Source organism: Arsenicicoccus piscis (genome assembly GCF_022568835.1).
Taxonomy (GTDB): domain Bacteria; phylum Actinomycetota; class Actinomycetes; order Actinomycetales; family Dermatophilaceae; genus Arsenicicoccus; species Arsenicicoccus piscis.
On sequence record NZ_JAKZHV010000010.1, the window covers coordinates 57,048 to 71,800 of the forward strand.

Genomic DNA, 14,753 nt, shown 5'->3' on the forward strand with positions numbered 1-14,753 from the left:
CCACCAAGTTGGCCCGAGGCCAGTTTTCCCCCATCCAAGGAGAGTGGACCGATCGTGGATGCCGACCTCGTCGTCGTCGGATCAGGACTGTTCGGGCTGACCGTCGCCCAGCAGGTCGCGGAGCGCTTCGACAAGAAGGTGCTGATCGTCGACCGGCGCAGCCACGTCGGGGGCAACGCCTACAGCGAGATCGACCCGGCCACCGGCATCGAGGTCCACAAGTACGGCGCGCACCTGTTCCACACCTCGAACCAGCGGGTCTGGGACTACGTCAACCGGTTCACCTCGTTCACCAGCTACGTCCACCGGGTCTACACGAACCATGGTGGCGAGGTCTACCCGATGCCGATCAACCTCGGCACGATCAACCAGTTCTTCCGCTCCGCCTACAGCCCCGACGAGGCCCGCGCGCTGATCCGCGAGCAGTCGGCCGAGCTGGGCGACAAGACCCCCGAGAACTTCGTCGAGAAGGGCGTGTCCCTCATCGGGCGGCCGCTCTACGAGGCGTTCATCGCGCACTACACCGCGAAGCAGTGGCAGACCGAGCCCGAGAAGCTGTCGGCCGACATCATCAGCCGCCTCCCGGTGCGCTTCACCTACGACAACCGCTACTTCAACGACACCTACGAGGGTCTGCCGACCAACGGCTACACGAAGTGGCTGCAGACGATGGCGGACCACAAGAACATCGAGGTGCGCCTCGACACCGACTTCTTCGACACGAGCCAGCCGGTCAACAAGGCGAGCGTCGTCGGCAACGTCCCCGTGGTCTACACCGGGCCGGTCGACCGCTACTTCGACTACGAGGCGGGCCGGCTCGGCTGGCGCACCATCGACCTGGAGGAGCAGCGCCTCGACATCGGCGACTTCCAGGGCTGCCCGGTGATGAACTACCCGGACGCCGACGTGCCGTTCACCCGCATCCTCGAGTTCCGCCACTTCCACCCCGAGCGGGAGATGGCCAAGGACAAGACGATCATCCACCGCGAGTACTCTCGCTTCGCCGAGACCGGTGACGAGCCGTACTACCCGGTCAACACGCCCGAGGACCGGCAGCAGCTGCTGACCTACCGCGACCTCGGCGCGGCCGAGGAGGGCGTGCTGTTCGGTGGCCGACTCGGCACCTACAAGTACTTCGACATGCACATGGCCATCGGCGCCGCGCTGAGCATGGTCGACAACAAGCTGGCCCCGCACTTCGAGGGCGGCCAGACGCTGGAGAGTGGAGGAGTGGACGCATGAGCACCGAGGTGACCGAGCAGGTCGCGCCGCAGCGCGAGTCGATCGCGACCCGCGTCGACGAGGACGGCTACCGCGTCGCGTCCCGCGTGATGTTCCCGCTGGACGGCGACCTCGACGTCCTCGGCCTCTACATCGACTTCGTCAAGAAGGACGGCCAGGGGTCGATCCACCCCGACGACGTCCTCGGCCGGCACAGCGTCAAGGTCCGCGCGGGCCGACGGATGTCGTTGGGCTCGTACTTCAACGCGTTCCCGGCGAGCTACTGGCGCCGCTGGACCGTCGCGGACCACGTGCGGCTCACGGTCCGCACGAGCGGCGACGGCAACCTCATCGTCTACAAGTCCAACGCGCGCGGGAACCGGCAGCGGGTCGAGTCGGTGCGCGTGAGCGGTGCCGGCACCGTCCACTCGTTCGACCTGCCGCTCACGACCTTCGGCGATGGCGGGTGGTACTGGTTCGACCTGGTGGCGGGCACCGAGGCGCTCGTGCTCGACGGCGCCGACTGGTCCGTCCTCGCCGGCGACCAGCCGTTCGGCCGCACCACGTTGGCGGTCACGACGTTCAACCGCCCCGACTACTGCGTGCGCACCATCGGTGCGGTGGCTGGTGACGCCGACCTGCGCAGCGTCCTCGACGAGCTGATCATCGTCGACCAGGGCAACCAGAAGGTCGAGGCGGAGGACGGCTTCGAGGCGGTCGCGGCCGAGCTGGGCGACCAGCTGCGGGTCATCAACCAGCCGAACCTCGGCGGCTCCGGCGGCTTCGCCCGCGGGCAGTACGAAGCGGTCACGCAGGGCCGCAGCGACTACGTGATCCTGTTGGACGACGACATCAACCTCGAGCCCGAGAGCATCATCCGGCTCACGGCGTTCGCCGACATGTGCCGCAAGCCCACGCTCGTCGGTGGGCACATGTTCGACCTGCTCAACCGCTCCGCCCTGCACACCTTCGGCGAGATCGTAGAGCCCTACCGCTGGCAGCCGGCGCTGCCTGCCGCCAACCAGATCCTCGGGCACGACTTCAACCGCCGGGGGCTGCGCGAGACGCCCTGGCTGCACCAGCGGGTCGACGTCGACTACAACGGCTGGTGGATGTGTCTGATCCCCACCAAGGTCATCAAGGAGATCGGCCTGTCGCTGCCGATCTTCATCAAGTGGGACGACTCCGAGTACGGCCTGCGCGCCAAGGAGGCGGGCTACCCCACGGTCTCCCTGCCGGGCGCGGCCGTCTGGCACGTGTCCTGGCTGGACAAGGACGACCTGGTCGGCTGGCAGGCCTACTTCCACGAGCGCAACCGGATCATGACCGCGCTCATGCACTCGCGCTTCCCGCACGGCGGTGACGTGCTGCGCAACTCCGAGCTGAACGACCTCAAGCACCTCGTGTCGATGCAGTACTACACGATGACCGGTCGGCTGAAGGCCCAGGAGGACCTGCTCGCCGGGCCGGACCGGCTGCACGAGATCCTGCCGAAGCGGCTGGGGGAGCTGCGCGCCGACGCGGCCAACCACGACGACTCGGTCCTCAAGCCCGAGTTCGACCAGTACCCGATGGTCCGCTCGCCCAAGCCGCGTCGCCCGCGCAAGGTCGAGCAGCCGGGCCCCGGCACCGTCGCGCTCGAGGGTCTCAAGGCCGTGGCGCGTCAGTTCCGGCCGCTGCGCCCGGGTGCCTACGACAACCCGCAGACGCAGGTCGCGCACAAGGACAACAAGTGGTGGAACGTCGCCCAGCACGACTCGGCGCTCGTCACCAACGCCGAGGGCACGGGCATCGCGTGGTACCGCCGCCGGCCGGAGCAGATGCGCTCCATGCTGATGCAGTCGAGCCTCAACCACGCCCGGCTGCTCGCCGAGTGGAAGAGCCTGCGCGAGACCTACCAGGAGGCGTTGCCCCGGATCACCTCCTTCGAGGCCTGGGAGAAGACCTTCGGCATCGAGCGCGGCGACGCGCCCGATCAGCACTGATCGCCCGTGCTGCCCTCGAGCGAGCTGGCCGACGAGCCGCTGAAGCAACCCGGCCGCTCGGCCGGGTTGCTGGAGATCCCGCGCTGGCGGTTCCTGCTGTCCCTGCTCGTGCGCAAGGAGCTGCGGGTCCGCTACCGCGGCTCCGCGCTCGGGCTGCTCTGGAGCTACGTCAAGCCGGCCGTCCAGATCATCGTGTTCTACCTCGCGCTCGGGAAGTTCCTGCGGCTCGAGGACAGCATCCACAACTACGTGATCTATATGTTCTCCGGCATCGTGATGGTGAACTTCTTCAACGAGATCTTCGGCAACACCACGAAATCCATCGTCTGGAACGCCGACCTGGTCAAGAAGATCTACCTGCCGCGTGAGCTGTTCCCGGTCGCCAGCGTGTGGGTCGCGTTCATCCACTTCGTGCCGCAGCTGCTCGTGCTGATCGTGGGCGCGCTGTTCCTCGGCTGGCGTCCCGGGCCGCTCAACCTGCTCGCCGGCCTCGGCGCGATCACCATCATCGGGCTGCTGGCGCTCGGGCTCGGGCTGATCTTCGGCTCGCTGAACGTGCTGTTCCGCGACGCCGAGAACTTCGTCGACCTGATCGTCATGGTCGCCACCTGGATGTCGCCGGTGCTCTACACCTGGCAGAAGGTCCACGACGTGGTCCCCGGCTGGCTGTGGACGGTCTACCAGCTCAACCCGCTGACCGCGGCCGTCGAGCTCGCGCACTACGCGTTCTGGGTGCCGACCCGCGGGGTGGTGCCGGACGGCGCCAACGCCGCCACGCTGATGCCCCCGCACTGGATCTGGTGGGGCGCCACCGGCCTCGCGATCGCGATGGTCGTGGTGGTGATCGGCCAGCTGGTCTTCCGTTCCTTCGAGTCGCGTTTCGCCCAGGAGCTGTGAGTGAGCACTGCCACCGACCTCACGGTCGTCGACGTCGAGCACGTCGACAAGCGCTTCACCTTGCGCCACTCCCACTCGCTCAAGGAGTGGGCGATGTGGACGGTGCGCGGTCGCAAGGGTGAGCTGGCCGAGACCTTCCTGGCGCTCGACGACGTGTCGATGCAGATCCGCCGGGGGGAGTCGGTCGGGCTGCTCGGCTTCAACGGGTCGGGCAAGTCGACCATGCTCAAGCTGCTGTCCGGCGTCATGCTGCCCGACAGCGGCACGATCGGGATCCGCGGCCGGATCGCCGGCCTGATCGAGGTCGGCGCCGGCTTCCACCCCGACCTCACCGGCCGCGAGAACGTCTACCTCAACGGGTCGATCCTCGGCATGAGCGAGAAGGAGATCGACGCCAAGTTCGACCAGATCGTCGCCTTCTCCGAGATCGAGAAGTTCATCGACACCGAGGTCAAGTTCTACAGCTCGGGCATGTTCCTGCGGCTCGCATTCGCCGTCGCCGCGCACTCCGAGCCGGACATCTTCCTGATCGACGAGATCCTCGCCGTCGGGGACGAGCCGTTCCAGCGCAAGTGCATCGAGCGGGTCCAGGAGCTGCGAGCCCAGGGGCAGACGCTCGTCGTCGTCACGCACGACCTGGACATGGTGCAACGCGTCTGCCAGCGCGGCGTGGTCCTGAACAAGGGGCACAAGGAGTTCGACGGCGACATCGTCGGCGCGGTCGCCCACCTGCGCGGTGAGCGATGACCGCCTGGCTCGGCGTGCTGCCGGCCATCCTGGTGTGCGTGCTGGTGCTGCTGGTCCCTGGCCTGCTCGTCGGGCTGCTGGCCGGGCTGCGCCGTGAGATCGCCTGTGGCGCAGCGCCGCTGCTGTCCTTGATGACACTGGGTCTGGCGATCTTCGCCGCCACCAAGTGGCACCTCTCGTGGGGGATCGTGCCGCTGCTGGTCGGGCTCGTGCTCGCCGTCGTCGTGGTCGCCGGTCCGCTGCTCGTAGCCCGGCTGGTCACCGGCAGGCTCGCCGGTCGCCGGTCGCCCGCGTCGGTCAGCTCGACCACGTCGGGCGCCTCGACCGGGTCGGTCAGCTCGACCACGCCGGTCAGCTCGCCGTTCCTCGCGTGGGGCCGCGGCGACGTCGTGTTCTTCCTCGCCTGCACCGGCCTGTGCGCGCTCGTCGTCGCCGCCGTGGTGATGGCGGGCATGAGCTACCCCGACAACATCCAGCAGACCTTCGACGCACCCTTCCACGTCAACGCCATCGAGCGGGTGGCCGAGCTGCGCCGGGCCGACCCGGCGACGATCGCGTCGGTCTCCAACACAGTCGCGCCCGGGTTCTACCCGCCCGCGTTCCACGACATCGGCGCGCTGCTGGTGATCTACACCGGTGTCGATGCCATCACCGCCGCCAACGTCGTCGCGCTCGTGACGGCCGCCGTCGTCTGGCCCCTCTCGCTCGGTCTGCTCGCCGCCGTGCTGCTGCACTCGCGGCGCGCGGGGCTCGCCTACACGCTGTTCGCCGGCGCCGTGGTGGTGGCCTTCCCCTACATGCTGCTCAGCTTCGGGGTGCTGTGGCCCAACGCCCTCGGCATCGCCGTGCTGCCCGCGGTGGTGGCCCTGGTCTACGGCGTGGCGGTGCGCGACCCCGGCGCGCGGGTGGGCTGGGTCGTGGCGCTGTGGGTCGTGCTGGTCAGCCAGCTCGGGCTCTACTACGCCCACCCGGGCACCAACTTCGCGTCGGTGGCGCTCTGCCTGGTCCTCGCGGTGCACCTGCTGGCCCGGCTCTGCCGCTGGCTCGCCGGGCGCGGCGTGGCCGGCCTGGTCGCCATCCCGGTTGTCGTCGTGGTCGCGGTGCTCGGCTCGCGGGCCGCGTTCGCCCTGCTGTCCGGCTACCCGGCGGTCGCGGCCGTCAAGAAGTTCAACTGGCCCGCCGTCCAGTCCATGCCGCAGGCGCTCGGCCAGGCCATCTCGCTTGGCGTCGACACCCCGCCCTCGCTCGTCGTCGGCCTCGTCGCCGCGTTCGGCGCCCTGGTCGCCCTGCGCAGCCCCCGGCTGTGGTGGCTCCCGGTCACGCACGCCTTGATCGGGTGGTTGTTCCTGCTCGCCTCCGCGGAGGACTCGCCGCTCTCCCAGGACCTCACCGGCTTCTGGTACAACGACCGGTTCCGGCTCGCCGCGCTGCTGCCGATCACCGCCGCCCCGCTCTTCGCGATCGGGCTGCTGCGGATGCACGACGCCTTCGTGCCGTGGGCGCGCGGGTGGCTGGACCGCCCGCTGCCCGCTCTGGCGCCAGCCGCGCGGGCGGTGCGGTCGCTGCTCGGTCGCCCCGCACTCACCACCGGTCTGGCGCTGCTGCTGGTCGCCGTGCTCGTGCCGCTGCCGAGCGCGCTGCGGCACGCCCGCACCTACATCGCGGCGCGCTACATCGGCGATCCTGGGCGAATCCTGGTGTCCGGCAACGAGCGCGCCGACTACGAGGCGCTCGCCAAGCAGCCCGACCCGCAGCAGGCCGTCGTCGGCAACCCGTGGGGTGGGGCGGTCTACGCCGGGGTGCTGTCGGACCGACCGGTGATCTTCGGCCACCTCAACAACACGCTGAACCCCCAGCTCAAGCTGATCGCCGAACAGTTCCGGGACTACCAGAGCGACCCCGCGGTCTGCGCCGCGGTCAAGGCCCTCAACATCGGCTACGCCGTCGAGGACACGTCCTACTTCGACAAGGGCAGCAAGGGCTACCTGCGCTACCCGGGGCTGAACGACCTCGCCGGCGTGAAGGGGCTGACCCCGATCACCAAGGACGGGACCGTGACGACGTACCGGGTGGAGCCCTGCGCGGTGCGCTAGGACCCCACCCGGTCGGTGGTGGCTCGGCTGGTCCGGATCGGCCTCAGGAGCGGTGGATCGACGCCGTGCCGGTCGCGGTGCGCTCGTCGATGTAGCCGTTCTGGAACCACTGGCGCCGCACACCGGAGGCCACCTGGTAGCCCTCGGAGGTGGGCATCCCGAGCGAGCCGTTGGGGCCACCCGCCGCGAAGTAGGCCGCGTTGATCGCGCCCGAGGTGCTGAAGCCACGCCCGGCGTAGTTGACCATCACGGTGCCGTTCTGGAAGGACTGCAGCCAGCCGCCACGCACCGCCTGGCCGGTCGCGATGGGCAGCTGCAGCGGCGAGCGCTGCGGGCCGCCGGTCTGCCACCAGTAGGCGTGCAGACCGCCCGAGAGGTAGGCCGGCTGGTTGTTGGTGGTCCAGGTGACCGAGTTGCCCTTGCTGTAGGGCACGTACCAGCCACCGGGGGCCTTGGTCTCGTCGTTGATCGCGTAGCCCACTCCGTCCAGCCCGCCGAAGCGCGACCAGGCCGCGTCGATGCCGGGGCCGACGATCGCGGTCCCGCGGGGGGTGGCGTAGATGCGCTGGTTGCTGGTGAAGACGGTGCGCTTCACCGAGCTGCTGAGCGCGGACTCACCGACGTTGACCAGACCCCACTTGGCGGCGCCGCCGGTGGCGACGTAGCGCTTGTAGATCGGGCTCGAGAAGGTGCCGTTGCTGTAGCCCGCGAGCGCGGCCGCGCCGTCACGAAGCTCGTTCAGACGGGGGTAGAGGTAGCGCCCCGGGCACGCGGTGTTGCTCGAGTCACGGTGTCCCGCAATGTTGTTGGCGAGGTAGGCCGAACCCTTCGGGTACTTGCTGGTCGTGCCGTTGTACTCCGAGTACAGCGTGGTCTGGCCGTAGGGCTTGATGTAGAACTGCGACAGCCGCATGGCGATGCCCTGCTTGAGGGCGGTCATGCCGGCGGCCGGCACCGACGTGGTGTCGTAGTTGCCGAGGATCGAGATGCCGAACGTCGCCTGGTTGAAGGAGTCGGCGTGGGCGCCCTGCACGGTCTTGTTGAGCCCGCCGAAGCGGCCCTCGAAGCGCTGGCCGTACTTGTCCACGATCATGTTGTAGGCCACGTCGCACCAGCCGAGCGTGCCGGTGTCGTAGGCGTAGATCCCGCGGATGATCGAGGCGCTCTGCGCGGCCGTGTAGTTGTTGGAGCCGGCGGTGTGGTGCACCACGATGACCTTGGTCGTCGGGCGGATCGTCGGCACGCAGCCGTTGCGCAGCCGCTCGTTGGCGCCCCAGCCCGCGCGCGAGATGACCGAGGGGACGTAGGCCGCGTTGGCGGCACCGGGGATCGCGGTCGGCGTGAGCTGGGCGTCCGCCGCGGTCGTGGGCGAGGTGATGGCCGCCAGCTGGGCGGTCTTGAGCAGGTCCTTGGCCTCGGGGGCGACGCGGATCTGCACCCGCTGGGCGCCGTCGACGAAGATCGGCTCGGTGCCGATGCGGTGCGCGGACGCGTCGCCGCGGTCGTCGACGGTGAGCTCCTGCCAGTCCTGCCACCCCTTGTCGGTCAGCACGCGGACCGCGACGGTGGCCTTGCTCGCCAAGGTCGTGTCGGTCGGCCAGGTGAGGCCGACGAGGTCACCGCTCGCGGCGACCTCGACGACGTTGTCGTCGCTCTGGCCGGCAGCGAGCGCGGCGGGACGGGCCGCGGTGGCGGCCTTGCCGGTGCTGTCCACGACGGCACCGTCGGAGGTGCGCGGAGCCGACGGGGCAGCGATCACGCGGGTCGACGGCCCGGAGGCGGTGACGCTACGGACCTTCTGGGTCTTCAGCGCCACGTGCTTCACCGTGGGCGTCACCACGCCGTTGCGGGCCGGGGCCGCGCTCGGCGCGCTGACGGTGAAGCTGGGGGCCATGACGAACGCCAGGGTGAGCGCTCCGCCGGCGGCCAGCGCGCCACGCAGCGGGCGCTGGGTAGAACTCGAGCTGGGGGTGGGGTCCTTCGTCACGATCGGCTCCGCTTCGTCTCGTTGCTGATGGCTGGGGGTGATGGTCGAGCTGGGGTTGGGGCTGGTTCGAGCGCCGGCCGCTGGGGACGCCCGCGGTGGGACGTGGTGCCTGGTCACAGCCACCGCCCGGGGGTGGTCGTGGTCAGCCGCTGCCGCGGGTCGAGGGTGGCCGTGGTGGACGAGAGGGCTCGGCCGCGGACCAGCCAGGTGCTGCCGGCCGAGTCCGTGGCGAGCAGGTCCCCGCGGCCGTCGCCGGTGAGGTCACCGACCCCCGCCAGGGCGGGGTAGCCCCCGAACCCGGTCGCGAGCTGCACCCGCGGCCGCAGCCCGTCCCGGCCGTCACCGGTGTAGAGCCACAACGTCCCGGCGGCGTCCCGAGCGACCAGGTCGGGGCGGCCGTCGCCCGTGATGTCGCCGAGCGGCAGCACGTCGCGGTAGATCTGCCAGCCGGTGCCGATGGTCGTCAGCCCCGCCAGCAGACCGCCCGTGCCGTTGCTGGAGACGCGCCGCAGGGTGCCGTCGGCGAACCGGACGAGGACATCGCTCTGCCCGTCGCCGTTGAGGTCGCCGACGCCGAACGCCTGCACCGCCCCGGTGAGGTCGGTGCGCACGGTGACCGGGCTGCCTACGGACGTGGTGGTGCTCGTGGCACTGGCGGCCGTGACACGCAGGAGCTGCAGCGTGCCGGTGCCGGTCAGCGCGACGACGGTGTCGCGGGTCCCGGCGATGCGACCGGCGGTGGCGACCGAGCGCGAGGTGGCGAGGACACCGGCCGCCCCGGGGGCGCTCGCGACGCCGGTCGGGACGCTGAACGAGGGGACGGCGCTGATCGTGGTGCCGGCCGTGCCCGCCACCTTCGTGCGCTGGGTGAGCGCGCCGCTCGGAGCACGCAGCAGCAGGTCGGCCGCGCGGTCGCCGGACAGGTCACGAGGAAAGGCCGCGGGCGTCGGGGTGGCGACCGTGAACAGCGTCGAGCGGGCGACCGAGGTGCCGAGCGCGGAGCGCAGGGCGTCCCCGGTCACCGTCACGCTCCCGCCGCTGCCCTCGACCCGGGCGCCGGTGATCCGGCCTCCGAGCTCACCCCGACCGTCGCGCGACACCACCACCAGGCGGGTGAAGGCACCGATCGCGGGGTAGGCGCGCTCCAGCGCGGACACCGGCACCGCGGCCGACCAGGAGTTCATCGGGTTGACGGCGCTGCGGTCCCACGGGTCGGCCTTCGCCGGCAGGTAGGGCGTGCGGCCGTCGGCGGTCATGCTGCCGTTGGAGGAGGAGAACTGCGCGTCGATCGGGACGCCGCCGTAGGTCAGCGTCACGCCCGCGGTCGCCGCCACGGCGGCGTCGGCGCCGGCCGTCTCGACCCGGGTGCCGGCGAAGTTCTGGCAGGTCGAGGTGTCGCACAGGTCGTAGCCGGCCGAGCGGGGGTGGGCGAGGAAGTAGGCGGCGTAGGTGCGCGCAGCCACTGCCTGGGCGGCCAGCGCCTGCACCGGCCAGGAGCCGGGGCTCTCGGCGGGCACGACACCGCGCAGATAGGTCTCGAGGGGAGTGGTCAGGACGGGCACGAGGATGCTGCCGGAGCGCACGCCCGCGAGGCTACCGCGGTAGCGCGGCCCCGCCTGGCCCGTGCTGGTGAACGTCGAGAGAACCCCGGTCGTATTCTGCTGCAAGGAAATTCGTCCGGTGGCGCTCGACGTCAGCGCCTTGCGTGCGCCCGCGCTCGTGCGGAACCACAGCGCGAGGGCGGTGCTGCTGGGGCCGCTCGGGAGGTCTACCTCCCAGGCGGTGATGGGGGTGCTGACGCCGGCGACCGTGTCGACCGTCGGCAGCGCCTTGCTGACGCCGTCGACGACCGCGACCAGGCCCGGCTCCGCCTTGACCCGCACGCTGCGGCCGAGGCGGCCGTCGACCGCGACGCGGATGGGCCGGTTCGCGAGGACGGTGCGCGTGGTGCCGGGGTAGTAGAAGCTGGTGATCTCGCCCCAGCCCTTGCCGAGCAGGGCCGCCCGGTAGGCGCCGTACTGCGACATGCCGCGGCCGTGGCCGAAGCCCTTGCCGACGAGGTGCAGCACGCCGTCGGCCGGCCGGACCGTGACCTCGTTGGTGGTGACGGCCGGCACGGTTGCTGTGGCCGGGGCCGGCGCGGTCGCTGCGGGCGTGGCCGCTGTGGCCGTCGTGGCGGTCGCGCACGTCATCGCGAGCGCGACGGTGCCGACCAGCGCAGCACCACCGGCGCGGCGCGCACGAGTCAGGACGAGAGGCACGGGGGGATCCTTCGCAAGACGGTGGCCGGTAACGGAACGTCACCGGGGAGGTCTCCATCGGATCACAGAAAGTAACGATTAGGAACGTTAGATCGTCCAAACTCCCGATCTAGAGTAATGACACGGCTGTGTTTCCCGAGGAATATGGGGTAATTGGTGCCTTTGTTTCCTCTGTGGCTGGTGTGACAGTCACTCTGCGTGTTCTCGTCTGTGGCGGCGGTGGAGAGGCCATGTCGGGGCCGTCCAGGAGGTGTCGAGGCCTCGGACCCCCTCGCCGAGACGGCAGTTGGCCACCGAGACGGCTGGTGTAGCGGCCGTCTCGGCCGCTAGGTGCCGTGTCGGTCTACAGGTGCCGTGTCGGCAGAGCGGGCAGGGCAGGGGCGGGCAGAGGCGGCGGCAGGCCAGGACAGACAGCGGGACGCCGCCAGGGCCGGAGAAGCGGGAGAGCCGTCAGGCCTCGAGGATCAGGGCCCGGTCGGCCTGCTCGGGGGCAAACCGGTCGGGCCAGTCCTCGGGGGCGGCGCCGTCGGCGGTGCGCACCAGGACGACCGATCCAGCGCCGGCCCAGACCGAGGCCGCGACCTCGAGGAGGGCGGCGGTCCGGTCCGGCGCGCCGGCGACGAGGATGCGCTCACCGGTGCCGGGGGAGTCCGAGCCGGCTCCCGGCGAGGTCGGCGCGGCGACCAGCTCGTCGTAGCGCACGGCTCGCCCGGGCGTGATCAGCGCAGGTCGTGCCGGGTCCACCTCGGGGGCGGCGAAGGCGCGGCGGTCGGGGTAGGAGGCGAGCTCGGCGGCCTCGTCCATGGCGTGCGAGGGCAGGGCGCCGGGGTGGGACCGGGCGAGGGCGGCGAGGGTGACCACGATCGCGGCGTCGGCGGCCTCGGCCAGCTCGACGGAGTCGGTCACGACGACGGACGCGATCGCGAGGGTGGGGTCGTCGGATCCGAGTGCGGGGTCGGCGACGTGGACGCTCGCGCCGACGGCCCACCCCGCGAGAGCCCAGTAGACCGTGCGCCAGTGCGGCGGCAGGGCGAGCACCACGACGTCGCCGGGCTGGATGTCGAAGTCGCTGGTCAGCGCGTTGGCGGCCTTGGCCACCCAGTTCGCCAGCACCCGGCCGGACAGCTCGATCCGCTCGCCGCGGGTGGGTCCGGGCAGATCGTCGTAGCAGGTGATCCGGGGCGCCGCAGGATCGTCGGCCAGCAGGCTCGGAAGCAGGTCGGCGGCGGTCATCACCCCGTCACTCTAACGGCCCGGATCCGTCCTCGGGATCCCGGCACCAAGGTGGGGGTAGGCTCGCTGCACCATGGCGAAGCTGACCGGTCCGGACGACACCCCGAGGGACGCGCACGCGGTCACCGTCGCGGTCGTCGGCGGGGCGGACTCTCCGCACGACATCACCCTCGCTCGTCACCTCGCGGACGCCGGTCACCACGTCCGGCTCGAGGCGCTGGGGGCCCGCGGTGCGGCCGAGTGGATCGCCATCGGGCGTCGCCTCAAGGAGGCCGAGGTCATCCTCCTCGTCCACCCGCAGGGGCAGACGCTGCTGCCCTCGTCGATCGTCACCGACGTGTCCCGGGCCGGCTCGACGGAGGGCCCGCGCCTGGTCACCCTCCTCGACGACCATCCCGGCGCCTCCGACGCCGCGACGCAGAACCTCGCCGAGCGCAGCCTGTGGCGCCGCGTGCTCACCCGCAGCCACGTCGTCGCGACCCCGGGCCACGGCACTCCGCTGCCCCGGGAGGAGCTGCGCGACCTGGTCCGGCTGCCGCTGCCGCGCGACGACGAGAACTCCTGGATGGACTACGTCGGACGGATCGAGTCGCTGCTCGCGCCGGTGGCCGCCGAGGAACCGCACCGGGTGCAGCCGGCCTCGGGCGCCACACCGGGTCTGCGCGGCCTGGTGGAGCGGGCGCGCGTCGGCGTGCGCCTCGCGATCCGGCCGCGCACCGTGCACCTGGTCGCCTACGACTTCCCCGAGTGGGTCCGGCCGACGGACGTGCTGGCGTCCTACGAGGAGGCCGACGAGCAGCGCGACCTCGCCCACACCCTCGGGCTGCCCTGGGTGGGTGACGAGATCCGCGCGTGGGCCGCGCTCGGGGCGCTGGCTGCGGTCATCCGGCTCCGCGACGGCTCGGCCCGGTCGGCGCTCGTGCTCGACGCGTCGGGACCCCGCTCGCCGTTCACCCGCTGGGCTCGTGCGGTGGGGTTCGCCCCGCTGGAGCTCGGTCCGCACGACGAGCTCGACTCGGCCGGGCTCAGCGAGGGCTCCCTCGACGTGATCACCCGGCTCCATCCCGGCGGGGTGACCGCCGACGACCTCGACGGCACCGTCATCGAGTCGTCCTGGTTCCTCAAGCCCGGTGGCCTGCTCGTCGTGACCGTCCCGCTGTCGGACGGCGGCGCCGCCGGAGGGGTAGACCGTGCCCGCCTGCGTGCCTCCCTCGCCCGGGCCGACGGGCACGGCATGCCGCTGGTGGGCGACGTCGACAAGGATCTTGGCGAGCGACTGCGTGACGCCGTGGTGGGCGCCCGCGAGGCGCGGCACCGCGAGCAGGACGAGGCCTTCGCACTGGTGCGCCTGACCTTCCGGCGGCGGGCGTGACGGTGGCCGCCTCCCAGCCAGTCGCCCCCGTCGCGTCCCGGACGCTACGACCCGAGCGCCCGCTCGACCCCGCCCTCACCCTGGCCTGCCTACGTCGGGGTGGCGGCGACCCGACCGGGACGACCACGCCGGACGGCTCGGTCTGGCGGGCGCTGCAGACCCCCGACGGACCGGTCACGCTGCGCGTGCGGGCGGACCGGTCGCTGGGGGAGGTGACCGCAGAGGTCTACGGGCCGGGTGGCGGGTGGGCCCTGGAGCAGCTGCCGTCGCTGCTCGGTGAGCTCGACGACGACTCCGGGTTCGTCGCTCATCACGAGCAGGTGGCGCGGGCTCGGCGCCGGGTCCAGGGTTGGCGGATCATCCGCACCGGGCTGGTCATGGAGGCCCTGGTCCCCGCCATCATCGAGCAGAAGGTGACCGGCCAGGAGGCCTTCGGCGGCTATCGCCGGCTGGTGCGCCGGTTCGGCCGCGCCGCTCCCGGGGTCGGTGCGCGGCTCGGCCTGCACGTCGCACCGACGGCTGCGGGCTGGGCGGCGGTGCCCAGCTGGGAGTTCCTCCAGGCGGGTGTCGACGCGTCCCGGTCGGCGACGATCGTGCGCGCCGCGAAGGTGGCCGATCGGCTCGAGGAGTGCATCCGGCTGCCCCTGCCGGAGGCGCATCGCCGGTTGCGCGCCGTGCCCGGGATCGGCGTCTGGACGGCAGCGGAGACGCGTCAGCGCGCCCTCGGCGACCCCGACGCGGTGAGCTTCCGGGACTACCACCTCGCGGGATTCGTCGGCGTCGCCCTCACCGGCGAGCGCGTCGACGACGAGGGGCTCGCGCGCCTGCTCGAGCCGTACGCCGGCCAGCGCCACCGGGCCACCCGCCTTCTCGAGCTCACCCACGGGATGCCGGAGCGGCACGGCCCGCGGCTCGCTCCGCGCGGTCACCTGCCGGTGCGTCGGGGACGCCGCTGAG

10 protein-coding genes are annotated in these 14,753 nt (G+C 71.5%); 7 read left to right on the forward strand and 3 right to left on the reverse strand.

Annotated features, from left to right (window positions below; translation table 11 throughout):
- The first annotated feature begins 54 nt into the window (after positions 1–54).
- From glf to MM440_RS15400, 5 genes are read left to right on the forward strand one after another with little or no spacing between them, the layout of a single operon-like run.
- The gene (glf, locus tag MM440_RS15380) at positions 55–1,242 is read left to right on the forward strand and encodes a UDP-galactopyranose mutase (RefSeq protein ID WP_241445573.1); all 1,188 of its coding nucleotides are present in this window, start codon (positions 55–57) and stop codon (positions 1,240–1,242) included.
- Positions 1,239–3,206, forward strand: coding sequence for a glycosyltransferase (locus tag MM440_RS15385; protein ID WP_241445581.1), 1,968 nt, complete (start codon positions 1,239–1,241; stop codon positions 3,204–3,206). The genes glf and MM440_RS15385 overlap by 4 nt, the downstream gene beginning before the upstream one ends.
- 6 nt (positions 3,207–3,212) lie before the next feature.
- A complete protein-coding gene (locus MM440_RS15390; protein ID WP_241445590.1) occupies positions 3,213–4,103 on the forward strand; it encodes an ABC transporter permease in 891 nt (296 codons plus the stop codon).
- On the forward strand, positions 4,104–4,850 hold the full coding sequence (locus tag MM440_RS15395; protein WP_241445592.1) for an ABC transporter ATP-binding protein: 747 nt from the start codon (positions 4,104–4,106) through the stop codon (positions 4,848–4,850).
- A complete protein-coding gene (locus tag MM440_RS15400; RefSeq protein WP_241445594.1) occupies positions 4,847–6,943 on the forward strand; it encodes a DUF6541 family protein in 2,097 nt (698 codons plus the stop codon). Before MM440_RS15395 ends, MM440_RS15400 begins: the two co-directional genes overlap by 4 nt.
- Before the next feature lie 43 nt (positions 6,944–6,986).
- On the opposite strand, the gene MM440_RS15405 is transcribed toward MM440_RS15400, so the two are convergent.
- The 3 genes from MM440_RS15405 to MM440_RS15415 all read right to left on the reverse strand — a co-directional run bounded on the left by MM440_RS15405 (position 6,987) and on the right by MM440_RS15415 (position 12,424).
- A complete protein-coding gene (locus tag MM440_RS15405; RefSeq protein ID WP_241445596.1) occupies positions 6,987–8,930 on the reverse strand; it encodes an N-acetylmuramoyl-L-alanine amidase in 1,944 nt (647 codons plus the stop codon).
- Between the two features lie 113 nt (positions 8,931–9,043).
- Positions 9,044–11,191: a SpoIID/LytB domain-containing protein gene (locus MM440_RS15410; RefSeq protein ID WP_241445598.1), complete on the reverse strand. Its 2,148-nt coding sequence runs from the start codon at positions 11,189–11,191 to the stop codon at positions 9,044–9,046.
- Positions 11,192–11,641: 450 nt separating this feature from the next.
- A complete protein-coding gene (locus MM440_RS15415) occupies positions 11,642–12,424 on the reverse strand; it encodes a TIGR03089 family protein (protein ID WP_241445870.1) in 783 nt (260 codons plus the stop codon).
- A 73-nt stretch (positions 12,425–12,497) separates the two neighbouring features.
- On the opposite strand from MM440_RS15415, the gene MM440_RS15420 reads away from it, so the two are divergent.
- Positions 12,498–13,796, forward strand: coding sequence for a hypothetical protein (locus tag MM440_RS15420; RefSeq protein ID WP_241445600.1), 1,299 nt, complete (start codon positions 12,498–12,500; stop codon positions 13,794–13,796).
- Complete coding sequence (locus MM440_RS15425; RefSeq protein ID WP_241445602.1) at positions 13,793–14,752, forward strand: DNA-3-methyladenine glycosylase family protein; 960 nt, start codon at positions 13,793–13,795, stop codon at positions 14,750–14,752. The genes MM440_RS15420 and MM440_RS15425 overlap by 4 nt, the downstream gene beginning before the upstream one ends.
- The last annotated feature ends 1 nt before the right edge of the window (position 14,753 follow it).

Excerpts from the sequence above, each read along its gene's own strand:
- MM440_RS15400 (WP_241445594.1), top strand. The coding sequence starts at position 4,847 with ATGACCGCCTGGCTCGGCGTGCTGCCGGCCATCCTGGTGTGCGTGCTG.
- MM440_RS15415 (WP_241445870.1), bottom strand. The coding sequence starts at position 12,424 with ATGACCGCCGCCGACCTGCTTCCGAGCCTGCTGGCCGACGATCCTGCG.
- MM440_RS15385 (WP_241445581.1), top strand. The coding sequence starts at position 1,239 with ATGAGCACCGAGGTGACCGAGCAGGTCGCGCCGCAGCGCGAGTCGATC.
- MM440_RS15420 (WP_241445600.1), top strand. The coding sequence starts at position 12,498 with ATGGCGAAGCTGACCGGTCCGGACGACACCCCGAGGGACGCGCACGCG.